The organism is Veillonella sp. 20925_1_51 (genome assembly GCF_041431445.1).
Classification (GTDB): Bacteria; Bacillota; Negativicutes; order Veillonellales; family Veillonellaceae; genus Veillonella; species Veillonella nakazawae.
This window is the reverse complement of sequence record NZ_JAPVXT010000003.1, coordinates 12,880-25,228: the sequence shown is the minus strand read 5'-3', so window position 1 is coordinate 25,228 and position 12,349 is coordinate 12,880. Positions and strand designations below refer to the sequence as shown.

Here is a 12,349-nt window from a genome sequence, read left to right as displayed (position 1 = left end):
TACCATCTGTATACAATCTCATAACCATTTTAGTAACTATATCTAGCCTATAAACACATAAAAGCTGTATCAAATGATATCCTCATTCGATACAGCTTTCTTTTTATATCTTATATATGCCTATTAATTTATCACACTATTCTTCTAGCTTGCTTATTGATCCAATTCATTCATATTGGTTGTATTCATATTGGAAATATAACGGTTATAGGCCTCAACCATATGTTTATAATCGTTATCTTGTTTGGATCCCATATAGGTACGGATCGCACCAATCGTAGAGTTTACAGAGGTCTTAACAGAGTCATACTTAGGGCTAGAAATACCATTTGCTAAATCACCAATGGCTTGCAATTCTTGATTGATAGCATTTACATCTGGTTCTTTTTCACTATCTAGCTTTTCTAGGACTGCAGTAAGTCGCAAAGAAACCTCTTGTGCGGCAGCTGCATTTTTCTTACCTGCATCGCGCAATTGTTGTAACCGTTGTTGCAATCGGTCCGTGTTAATCTTATGCATTAAATTATCAAAGTCAGCATAAATAGGAACAAATTGTTCATACAATTGAACATATTTAGGGCCTAATTGTTGCTCCTTAGCATAGTTATCTGTGGTATACCCTTTAGATTTATAGTATGCATCGAGCTCTTCTGCTACCGGTGTAATTTCGTTCAATTTTGAAAGCAGCTTATCTAAAGGCTCCTTCATTTCATCATAAGGGATACCGGCTTGCTTAGCCTCTTCTAATTCTTTTTGCAATTGCTTAAAGTTCGGTGCATTAAATACAGTTAAATGCTGCCCCGCTTTTAAATCGTTAAGAGTTGGCGTATTCGCATAATCGAACATTACAGCCATACGATTAAATCGGCTTACAGCTTTCACATATTGATTAAACAACTGTACTTGATCCTGTTCAGACCGCTGCGCAATTTCCTTACGACTCTGTTCAGTGCCCTGCCATAGCTCAGACATACTACAACCGCTCAACAACAAGGGAGATGTCAATGTGGCCGCACACACCACAGCCATTGCAATCCGCTTACCAAATGGTTTCATGATGAATTCTCTCCTTTCATCAATATACAACCTAATTTATATATCTCAATTATATACTAATATGATTTATATAAATAGAATTAATGCACAAGAAGCATTGGTGGAGAAAACAATGTAAATTTACATCATCAATTGCTCAGCAAAATTAGGACTACTGTCCACGCAATAACTGCTAAGGTGAGTAATATGATACAAAGCATCCACAGAATTATTACAAAATAGAGCAATAATTTTAGTACATATAATATATCAAACCATATACTATGACGATCTTCTAATCGCGCCATATATTCGGAGAGATGGCGCACCCAAAATGGAGCTTTCGCATTAGGATTCAGCTTCTTCCAGTACAGCATGATATACGGCGTTACAAAACAACCTACAAACACTAAATATGTAAGGAATAGAGGTGTTTCTATATTATGTTGGGACATAAACCCTGCCCAGTCTACGACCATTAGACCACCAAGGTATAGAAAAACAAACCAATATATAAATCCTATCACCTTTATAACAAGGCGAATCATCTGTTTTACATCCATATCTATAAGCCTACTAATGTTTTAAATCGCGTATTATTGTGAAAGCGTTCAAAATGGTCTTGTTCAGCGGCTACGGTTTTCACAGATGGATCAATTTTAATTGCTTTTTCAAGCCAATCAAGGGCCTTAGTATCATCCCCTTGGTCTGCATAAATAGTAGCAATACCATATACAGACCAAGTGTTGCTAGGGTCCTTTTCTAATACCTTTTCAAACCATTGTTTAGACTCATTTAATTGGCCTTGCAACTTATACACCATGGCCATATTGTAGTAATTAGCTACATTGTTTGGATCTAAATCGTAAGCCTTTTTAGTATCTGCTAAACCTTTAGTTGTGTCGCCATTCAACGCCGTAGCGAAACCACGAATAGAATAAGCCTCTCCATTGTTAGCATCTGCCTTAATAGCAGCGTTTGCTTCCTCTACAGCTTTAGCATAATCACCGGCAGATAAAGCCTGTTTAGCGACAGTCAAAGGGCTATCTAGATTAGTCATTTTGCTACTGTCTTGAGTGGATATACTAGAACTTTTAGCATTACTTTCTGTATTACTATTATTTGTATTCTGATTTACTCCACAACCACTAATAAATATAAGTAATGCAAGTATAGGCAAAATTCTTCTCATATTATATATTCCATTCTTAAATAATATCTCCAAGATGCATATCATAATAATATAAGAAAAAGGACGAGCTGCCACTCGTCCTTTTTTGTTATATTGTAGGTAATTTCATACACTCTACTACCTACGTATAGTATATCATACTTAATAGAAAAATAAACCCCTAATAGATAATACTAGAATCTTATTCAAGTAATCTTATTTTTTTGCTTTAGAGCAACGGTCTAATAGGAATGCAACGCCTACGAATGGGATGCCACCGTTTTCACCAAGGCCAATTTCACATGTGGAACTGGAGCTTACGCCTAGTGTTGCACCGTATTCAGCAATTTCACCAGCAAGGTCTTTTGTGGCAGATTTGTTAAGTTCTGGTGTAAAGAAACCTTTTTGACCAGCAAAGCCATCGCATGCGAAAGACTTGATATTGAATACATGGTCTGTGCAGAGGCGCGCCAAGTCTTCAATGTATTGAGATTTATTCAAAGATTTAATCTTACATTGTTTGTGTACGATTACGCGTTCATCGCATTTTTCAATGTCGAGATGAGGTACTACGTATTTGCACAAGAATTCAGAAATATCGTTGATTTCTAAGTCTGGCATATGTTTGAAAGCGTGGTTGAAGCATGCGCTATGGTCGATCACGATTGGATATTTACCATTTTGAGATGCTTTCATCAATGCATCGTGCAAGTCTTTAACAGCACGTTCATGAACGTCATCGTAGTTTTCAAAGCTCAAGCCACAGCAGAGGTTTTCGATATGTTTTGGATAGATAATATCGATATGAGCCTTGTTGCAGAGGCTTTCAACAACTTGTTGCAAGCTGCGATCATCGTCATAACCTTGGTTAGGTTTGAATGCACGGTTTGCACATGTACTGAAGTATACAACCTTTTCAAAGTTAGTTGGTTTGATGCGGTTTTTCAATTTGTAGCGATTAGCTTTAGGAGTTGTTTTAGGAACATATGGTGTAATACCTGTTACGCCATGTAAACCTTCAGTAATCTTAGAAATCGCTTTTTGAGTAATGATGGAACCTGCAATGCCTTCAAGGCTTACGCCAGCACGACACATTTGAAGTGTTGTAGAGAAGTTATCGTAGATTTTCTTAGCCAATTCTGGTGCAGGTGGGTCGATGCGGCGCATGGATAAAGCAATTTGAGCAGTATCGATGCTGAGTGGGCAAAGGCCTTTACACATGGAGCATGCAGCACAAGTGTCTACGCCGAAGTATTCATAGCCTTTTCTAAGTTCAGATGCCAATGTGAAATTGCCTTCGTTTTCAAGGCGTTTAGTTTCACGCAACAATGCAATACGTTGACGAGGAGTCAATGTTAAATTACGGCTTGGACAATGTTTTTCACAGAAACCACATTCCATACAGATTGTGAAAGCATCGTCGATAACACATTGAGCTTTAAGGTTTTTCTTGTACACATCTGGATCATCAGTGATCATAACATCTGGGTTCAAGATGCGTTCAGGGTCAAAGATAGCTTTGATACGACGGTTGATTTCGTACGCTTTTTTGCCCCATTCCATTTCAACAAATGGTGCTACCATGCGGCCTGTACCATGTTCTGCTTTCAAAGAACCACCGAAACCAGATACGCGTTCGGACATTTCTTTTACCAAATCCCCAAAGTTCTTAGTATCTTTAGGGTCATTAAAGTCAGGTGTAATGTTAAAGTGAACATTACCAGACAAGGCATGACCGAAGATTACGCCACCATCAACGAAATCGTATTTGTGGAATAATTCAGTAAGCATTTCAATGCCTTTAGTGAAGTCTTCGATTTGGAAGCAAACGTCTTCGGTAATAACAGTAGTACCTTTTCTACGTTGACCACCAACGATAGGCAAGATACCTTTACGGATTGCCCACCAGGAATCGTATTCTTTAGGATCTTGAGAATAAAGGCTTGGGATAGCTGTTGGGATATCTTTCAATTGTTCTTTAATGAAAGCTAAGTTTTTATCTACAGTTTCTTTGGAATAGCTTTCAGTTTGGAACAAGATTGCACTTGTACCTTCAGGCACCTCACGAACGAATTCAGGTACGTTTTCAAGGCTTTGAACGGCGCGCAAGGACTGATAGTCCATCATTTCTGCAGCAACAACCTTTTCACGGCCCATATTAGCCAAGGCTACAACCGCAAGGGATGCATCGTTCAATGTGCTGAAGAACATGAGACCGCAACCTTTATGAGGTACGTCTTCAACAGTGTTGTACACGATTTCAGATACGAAGCCCAATGTACCTTCAGAACCGATGAACAAGTGATTGATGATATCGATAATATCTTCGAAATCAACAAGGGAGTTCAAGCCATAGCCTGTAGTATTTTTAATTTTGTATTTGTGATGAATCAAATGAGTCAATTCTTCATCAGCCAAGATTTCTTTACGCAATTGCAAGATATCTTCAACCATTTGAGGTTTTTCACGAAGGAATTGTTCAATAGATTTTTTGTCGGATGTATCAAGAACAGTACCATCTAATAATACAACGCGGATGGAACGGATTGTTTTATAGGAGTTTTGAGCCGTACCACAGCACATACCAGAGGAGTTATTGTTCAAAATACCGCCTACTAATGCTGTTGCAAGTGTAGCAGGATCTGGACCGATTTTACGGTTATATGGTTTCAATAAATCGTTCGCATCGGAACCGATAACACCACATTCACATTTTAAAGCCTTGCCATCGTCGATAACTTCCATTTTTTTGAAGCCATCATTACATACGATAAGCACGTCTTCACTGGAACATTGACCAGACAAAGAAGAACCAGCTGCACGGAATGTAAATGGTGTACCACATTGTTGGCACAAACGAATAAGGCGTCTTACTTCACGTTCATCCTCAGCCTTTACAACAACCTTTGGTAAATAGCTATAACAGGACGCGTCAACACCATATGCATAACGACGTAAATGATCAGTATAGACACGATCTTTGCAAATCTCTTTTGCCTCCTTGGCAAAACGTTCATAATCTCTATTAAGCGTACTCACTTATATTTCCTCCTATCCTTTCTTAAGGAATATTTCTTATAGTGTCTTATATTTAGTATACGCCGTTCTCATTCTCACTACTATAATTATGCATAAATTATATGTCTCCTAATAATTCTCGATATGCATGGCTTTTTTATTTCTTTACTTGAAAGTGCATCTCAGTGGCATTATCATGTACTCATTTTTTCACATATTAAAATAAAACTATTTTGTTTACTTAGTAATTAAAGAACTCTATAATAAATGAACGCCAAATTGCCCATAAAACTTGATGTATCGTGTATATAATTCTATAGGAAATAGTTTACATAAATTATGCATAAAACTGTATATTTTCATTTATTTTAATTTTATCGTTCTCATTTATATTTAAGTATGACTTTTAATCATAACTTTTAGATTTCCCTACTAATAATCGTTCACTTTCACATAAAAAGCCCTCTAGGGATATAACTCTTTCGAGCAACCACTAGAGGGCTTATAGTAAACATATCAAATCTATCGATTCATACTAACTAGAACATAAGAAGTATAGTATTCGAATTTCTATTGATGATCAGAGAAGCCATATTATCCCAAAATACCAGACTTAAGAATAAGACGTACAGCTAGTGCAAAGACTGCAACGCTCATAAGAGCAAGAATAGATTTTGCTTTCAGACGTTTTGCAATGCGCGCACCTGCTTGGGCACCAAAGATAGCACCAATACTAGTAGGAATTGCAATACTAAATACGATATGATTTTCCAATAAATGCGTTATAACACCTATCATTGTAGATACCGCAAGGATAGATTGGCTTGTAGCTGTAGCCATATGGGTTGGGAATCCCATCAGATAAATCAAGGCAGGCACATGGATAAGGCCACCACCAATACCAAAGATACTGGAGATAAAACCTACAAAAAAGCTAATGCTAATACCGATAGGTTTGCTATACGTTAACTGATCAAGGGTAAGGCTTTCTTCCTTCCGCTCTCCTTTTTTGAAGTTCTTAAATCCAATCAAACCAGAAGCGCATAGCATAAAGCACCCAAAGGCAAACATAAAGCCCTGTCCAGAAAACCGACCAGACATTTGAGCCCCTAAGATAGCACCTGGTAAAGTCGCTAAACTAAATACAATAGCGGCACTGATAAGAACCTTTTTCTGTTTAATATATGCAATAGAGCCAGAAATAGCATTACACATAACAGAAAAGAGTGATGTCCCTACAATCATAGATGGGGACCACTCCGGGAACCAGTACATGAAGAGAGGAACGAATACAAGGCCCCCTCCGGCACCGATGATGGTGCCTAGCATAGCCGCTAAAAAGCCAACTATGGTAAAGAATATATAAAATACTATAATGTTATCCAGCATAATAAGGCCTCCCTTTACTTAGATTGAAGATATCTCTTTGCTATAAATTCGATTGGAAAAAGTCTTTCGCTGCTTTTAATCGTCCTCGTTCACAAGAGACTTGTAGCTCATCACCTGGTTCGAGTTTTACATCTCCAAGGGGTACAATGTATGTTCCATTGCGACGAATACTTACGATTAGTGTCCCCTCTGGCAATGCCAAGTCTTGTAGTTGTACATCTGTATAGTTTGCCACTACAGGCACCTTCGTTTGGAAGAATGTTTGTACAGCTTCTAGATTGCTTTGCCCACTCATAGCTTGCAATAAGGAATCGTAAATTGGCGGCTCTTTTAAAAGATCTGCCACAAGATAGGCCACCAATGTAACGATACCGATAGCGTAAATATTAGAAAAACTATTCGTCATTTCAAGAACGAGTAGAATCGCCAAAATTGGGGTTCGCATCGCAGCTGCTAGCATACCACCCATGGCGCAAATAACGAATTGCGGTACAAAATCAGGTGAGATAATACCGATTGATGAAAGCACGGCTTCACAAAAGGCACCTGCTGAGGCCCCTATAACGAGCATTGGCAAGAATATGCCACCTTGCGCACCACTTCCATAGCAGAAGGTGGTAAGTAAAATCTTGCCTAATACGATTCCCCCTAAGAGCAATACGCCATGCGATTGAAAGGCTAGCTGCCCTACCAGATCATTGCCACCGCCCAAGAGAAGTTGCGAGTCATAGCCGATGACGGCCACAGTCACAAAGGTGAGGGCTAATTTCAAGAACCGAGAGCATTTAAGCCACTCAAAGAATTTCTTGAACGCAAAGATCATGCGACAGAAGAGCACCCCACAGAGCCCCATGATAACGCCCACCATAAGCAGTACAGGGAAGTACTCAAGAGGCACACCTGAGGTTACGGAAAACCCAAGAGCTGGTTCGAGGCCAAATATACTAACCGTAATATAGTTAGAAATCAATGTGGCCACAAAGGTGGGAATAACGAGATAGGGATAAAAGCTTTTATGGACCTCTTCAAAGACAAACATCGCCCCCGATACAGGTGCACTAAAGGCAGCCGTTAAGCCAGCCCCTGCACCAGCAGAGGTCAAAATGCGCTGCTCACGCAGCCCTGAATTCATCCAATAGGATACAATTTTACCAGCAGAGCCACCGATTTGTACGGCTGGCCCTTCACGGCCTACAGAAAAGCCTGCAAAACCAGTCAATACGCCACCAATCATCTTAGAAGCCAGCGTCCGATACGGTTTCATATCAAAGAGGCCCAGCATTTCTCCTTCGATTTGAGGAATACCAGAACCACCAGATAATGGAGCCCATGCAAGCAATCTGTCGACGATAAAGGCAAAGATGACCATTACTATAAGCCAGCCTATGGCCCATTCCATGGTAATGCCGTCCATCAACTGCCAACGAATATGCTCTGACTCAAGGATTAAATAACGGTACGTAGCACCACAAAAGCCTGCAATCATGCCCACAAGAGCGCCCTTCGCAATGAGCTCCGTTAACAACATACGATTCATGGACATATCTGCTAAGGTAGAACTGCGCTTATTAATTTTCCATAGCCTCATACCATTCCTCCTTAGCATCAGCCAAAATTTAAACACTCGTGCATAAACTATGTATTCATATCTTTAGTATACTTATGTAAACCATCATTTTCAAGAAATGATTACATACAACATCAGTTATCTAATTAGAAGACAACGCTACAAACGCAAAGCTAGCCACCTCTAACACGAGATGGCTAGTTTTGTTAAGCAAGTGTATAAATACATTTTTTTACATATTCGGAGGCATCTGAAATATGTAAAGACACTAAAGATGTAAAGTTCTTAGGGCCAGAGCTCAGCATCATTTAGACCAGGAAATTATTTAGACCTACAAATCATGCATCAATATGATGTTATAGTCTTAAATCATTCAAGCCATAAAATACTATATATCATCAAGCTCTTACTTCCTTAGAATATGGATTCATAGATAGCGATGATTTCTTCCATAGATGCATCTCGTGGGTTACCAGGTGTACACGCATCGTTGAAAGCAGATTCAGCGAGGAATGGAATGTCTTCTCGTTTCACGCCTGCTTCGCTAAGGGATTTAGGAATGCCTACATCATCAGCTAATTTTTGGATTACATCAATTGCTGCTTGACGATATGTTTCTTGATCCATTTCGTCTACATCAGGAACACCCATAACGCGAGCGATTTCACGATATTTTTCGCCTGTTGCAGGGGCATTGAATTTCAATACTGCTGTTAAAAGCATTGCACACGCCTTGCCATGAGGGATGTCGTACACAGCACTCAATGGATGCGCCATGGAGTGAACGATGCCAAGACCTACGTTGGAGAAGCCCATACCTGCAATATATTGACCAAGAGACATAGCTTCACGACCTGCGAAGTCACCAGCCACGGCGCTACGCAAGGAACGCCCGATAATTTCAATAGCTTTCAAATGAAGCATATCAGTAAGTTCCCACGCACCTTTTGTAATGTAACCTTCTACGGCATGCACGAGGGCATCCATACCGGTGGACGCACAAAGACCAGTTGGCATCGATGCGGACATATCAGGGTCCACGATGGCTACGATTGGAATATCATGAGGGTCAACACAAACGAATTTACGGTTCTTTTCAACATCTGTAATAACGTAGTTAATAGTAACCTCTGCCGCCGTACCAGATGTGGTAGACACAGCGATAATCGGCAAGCATGGATGTTTTGTAGGCGCCACTCCTTCAAGACTACGTACATCACCGAACTCAGGATTCGTCATAATTGTAGCAATGGCCTTACTTGTATCAATAGCACTGCCCCCACCTACAGCAACGATAGCTTCAGCGCCTGCCGCCTTACAAGCAGCCACACCAGATGTTACGTTTTCAATGGTTGGATTCGGCTTAATATTATCATATACATCGTAAGCAATGCCTGCCGCATCAAGAAGATCTGTTACCTTTGTAGCCACCTTAAACTCAAATAGATCAGGTGTAGACGTAACAAGAACCTTTTTAAAATGGCGATTCTTAATTTCGTTCACAATCTCCTGAATCGCCCCTTGTCCAAAATAGGACGTACCGTTCAACATAATTCTCTGAGCCATATACATTCACTCCTAACGAATAAAAAATAAACCGATAGAGAATAACTATACTAAGTAATTCTCTATCGGTTTATTAAAATCCTTGAAGCTGTGTTATGTATACACTATATATTTTATTATTTTAGTGTTTCTAAGGTTTGTTTCCACTGAAGCGTTAACTCCATTTTAGCAAGAACTTGATTAAACTGTATAATTGGTAACTGTTCTTTTAAAAGTAATAACTCACTTATAATCTCATCAATAATGCTTTTATATGCCACTCGTGGCAATAATAATCTCAAAGAAATCAATAATCCATATACAGAAGATTCACTCCCCTTTGGATTAGACACAAAATAGTATGTTAGTTTTTTTATCGTCCTTTTTGAACCTGTAATCCTATGATTATAAAGTCGATCTCCATGTGCACATACATTTCTATACCCTACCAAAACATCTAATATTTCGCTAAAAATAGGTATTAAGGTTGAAGTGGGATTCGTTATAGAAATCCGGTACTCAGTCGTATATTCCTTATGTATATCTTCCAAGATTTTCTCCTGTATGTTAGGAGTAATTAATTTATAAAAATTCGTAATCTCACCAAATGTAAGCTTTGTTACTAAAACCCATAAAGGTAAATCTTGATGTGTCGTTAAATAATGGGAAAACATAGTATGTCTTGCATTACGTTGTGTAGCATTTGATAATTTTGATACTAACTCTGTAGCTTTAGGTAAATTAGTCTTAGAAAAATTATTTACATTTAAATGGCTGAATTCAGATGTATGTACTTCGGAAAAACGATAAGATACTTTCGTACAAATATTTTGCTCTGCTTGTAAAAGAGCCTTCAATAGAATAATTCGAAGGTTACGGTCAAAACAATATAGTCCATAAATCTGAAAAAATGTTGTTCCCGTTATATAATAGTCATCTCCACTATTAACTGTAGCGTTAATATCCAAAAAAATATCTTTGTAACCATTAATTATTGAGTAATAATTATCTCTAGCTAAAATTCTCTTTACTCGACTGCCCTCAGTTCCCTTTTCAATCGTAATATTCCGTTTTCTCATCAAGCGTAATAGGGAATCTAAAGACTTAAAAGGCTTAGACATAACTCCCTCCTACAAACAAAAAAACTCGCCGACCCTTGAGTCGACGAGTGTTGCGCGTTACCCGTAAGTTTCGCACAGTTTCTCTGTGTATTAACTATAACAAAGTTCTCCCTTGAGTGTCAACTCAGATTCGCCTTCCATGAATAGTATTTCCACTGTCTATATTCGTGATATACTCTTAAAATTCCTTCCTTAAAATAAGAAATTCTAAGAAATTTTACTCATCTTCATAAGCAAGATCCGTTTCACAGATTCATCGAGTCGTTCTTTAGAGATACGACCATCTTTTACAGCTTTCATAAGGCCATTATACGCCTCTTGCATGTGTTCATACTCATGGCACACGAGCAAGATATCGCTACCGGCAAGAATGGATTGAACCGCCATATCGCCGAAGGTGTAGTGTTTTGCAAGAGCGCCCATGTCCATATCGTCTGTTACGACAACGCCGTTATAGCCCATATCTTTGCGCAACCAGTCAGTAATAATCGCTTTAGACAGACTAGATGGATGTTCTGAATCGATTTGAGGATACATCGCGTGGGACACCATAATTGCATATGTATTCGGTTTAGACTGCTTAATGAGGTCTACAAATACCTTCGTATCTTCATTCAACAAAGTCTCTTTAGATACTGGCACAACACTGGTATCCGCATGTAAGTCTACATCTGTTTTACCAATGCCTGGGAAATGCTTATAGGAATACCATAAACCAGCTTCATCATAGGCCTTACCTACAGCGCTGGCATAACGTACAACATCATCAGGATTTGTGCTAAAAGAACGGCCATAGGTTAAGCCCAAGTCTGCTACAGGAGCAAAGTTAATGTTGAATCCCAAGCCTTTAAGTTCTGTACCAGATTGTTTTGCCAAGGATACCGCTTGTTCAATAGGTTCTTTACCTAATTCTTCTGCAGGAGGAACCTTGATGAGTTGATCCTCCATGCGCGCTACGGCACCACCTTCTTGGTCGATGCCGATGAACAATGGTGTTAAACCGGCACTTTTACCAGTTTTATTAATATCTGTAATCAGCGATTTTACTTGATCCTTGGACTCCATATTGCGGTCAAACAAGATGATGCCGCCCACGCGATACTCATTGAGCATAAACTTCGCATCATCGTTCAAGGTCTTGCCGTGGATGCCAATCATCATCAATTGCCCCACCTTGTCTGCATCGGACATATTAGCTACTAATTTATCCACCTTTTCCTCTGGTGAAAGCTCGCTCTGTGCCACGGATTCATAGGTTACAGGCTCAGCCTTAGAAGTAAATGGGTTATGTAAACCGCAGCCCGTTGTAAGCGCCAATGCGCCAATCATCGTAGCCGCTACGATACGTCGAAACATATATACCTCCAAAATCTCTAAAAAGTATTATGTATAGTATATCAAATAATAAAGACAACCCCAAAACGCCAATACATCTAGTCCTACGTTAGCGCAAAAAAGACTATTACCCAAAACCTACGAATATATACCGTATTGATTCCAAGT

The 12,349-nt window shown here is 39.2% G+C and carries 9 protein-coding genes; all 9 read right to left on the bottom strand.

Going from position 1 to position 12,349, the window contains the following annotated elements:
* Positions 1-153: 153 nt before the first annotated feature.
* The gene (locus O3607_RS04025) at positions 154-1,056 is read right to left on the bottom strand and encodes a DUF3829 domain-containing protein (protein ID WP_316109416.1); all 903 of its coding nucleotides are present in this window, start codon (positions 1,054-1,056) and stop codon (positions 154-156) included.
* Positions 1,057-1,184: 128 nt separating this feature from the next.
* Entirely contained in the window at positions 1,185-1,598 is a 414-nt protein-coding gene (locus O3607_RS04020) for a hypothetical protein (protein WP_024064170.1), read from the bottom strand.
* 2 nt (positions 1,599-1,600) lie between these two features.
* Entirely contained in the window at positions 1,601-2,227 is a 627-nt protein-coding gene (locus O3607_RS04015) for a tetratricopeptide repeat protein (RefSeq protein WP_371443363.1), read from the bottom strand.
* Between the two features lie 195 nt (positions 2,228-2,422).
* Positions 2,423-5,245: an FAD-binding and (Fe-S)-binding domain-containing protein gene (locus O3607_RS04010; protein WP_371443362.1), complete on the bottom strand. Its 2,823-nt coding sequence runs from the start codon at positions 5,243-5,245 to the stop codon at positions 2,423-2,425.
* A 573-nt stretch (positions 5,246-5,818) separates the two neighbouring features.
* A complete protein-coding gene (locus O3607_RS04005; protein WP_371443361.1) occupies positions 5,819-6,613 on the bottom strand; it encodes a sulfite exporter TauE/SafE family protein in 795 nt (264 codons plus the stop codon).
* Positions 6,614-6,653: 40 nt separating this feature from the next.
* On the bottom strand, positions 6,654-8,201 hold the full coding sequence (locus O3607_RS04000; protein ID WP_287511920.1) for a ClC family H(+)/Cl(-) exchange transporter: 1,548 nt from the start codon (positions 8,199-8,201) through the stop codon (positions 6,654-6,656).
* Positions 8,202-8,594: 393 nt separating this feature from the next.
* Positions 8,595-9,746 (bottom strand): lactaldehyde reductase, encoded by a 1,152-nt coding sequence (fucO, locus tag O3607_RS03995; protein WP_371443360.1) that lies wholly within the window; start codon positions 9,744-9,746, stop codon positions 8,595-8,597.
* A 116-nt stretch (positions 9,747-9,862) separates the two neighbouring features.
* Positions 9,863-10,846 carry an Abi family protein gene (locus O3607_RS03990; RefSeq protein ID WP_060923720.1) on the bottom strand — a complete coding sequence of 328 codons (984 nt, stop codon included), beginning with the start codon at positions 10,844-10,846 and terminating at the stop codon, positions 9,863-9,865.
* Between the two features lie 207 nt (positions 10,847-11,053).
* Positions 11,054-12,202 carry a glycoside hydrolase family 3 N-terminal domain-containing protein gene (locus O3607_RS03985; protein ID WP_371443359.1) on the bottom strand — a complete coding sequence of 383 codons (1,149 nt, stop codon included), beginning with the start codon at positions 12,200-12,202 and terminating at the stop codon, positions 11,054-11,056.
* Positions 12,203-12,349: the final 147 nt, after the last annotated feature.

Excerpts from the sequence above, each read along its gene's own strand:
- fucO (WP_371443360.1), bottom strand. The coding sequence starts at position 9,746 with ATGGCTCAGAGAATTATGTTGAACGGTACGTCCTATTTTGGACAAGGG.
- O3607_RS04015 (WP_371443363.1), bottom strand. The coding sequence starts at position 2,227 with ATGAGAAGAATTTTGCCTATACTTGCATTACTTATATTTATTAGTGGT.
- O3607_RS04020 (WP_024064170.1), bottom strand. The coding sequence starts at position 1,598 with ATGGATGTAAAACAGATGATTCGCCTTGTTATAAAGGTGATAGGATTT.
- O3607_RS04000 (WP_287511920.1), bottom strand. The coding sequence starts at position 8,201 with ATGAGGCTATGGAAAATTAATAAGCGCAGTTCTACCTTAGCAGATATG.
- O3607_RS04005 (WP_371443361.1), bottom strand. The coding sequence starts at position 6,613 with ATGCTGGATAACATTATAGTATTTTATATATTCTTTACCATAGTTGGC.
- O3607_RS03990 (WP_060923720.1), bottom strand. The coding sequence starts at position 10,846 with ATGTCTAAGCCTTTTAAGTCTTTAGATTCCCTATTACGCTTGATGAGA.
- O3607_RS03985 (WP_371443359.1), bottom strand. The coding sequence starts at position 12,202 with ATGTTTCGACGTATCGTAGCGGCTACGATGATTGGCGCATTGGCGCTT.
- O3607_RS04025 (WP_316109416.1), bottom strand. The coding sequence starts at position 1,056 with ATGAAACCATTTGGTAAGCGGATTGCAATGGCTGTGGTGTGTGCGGCC.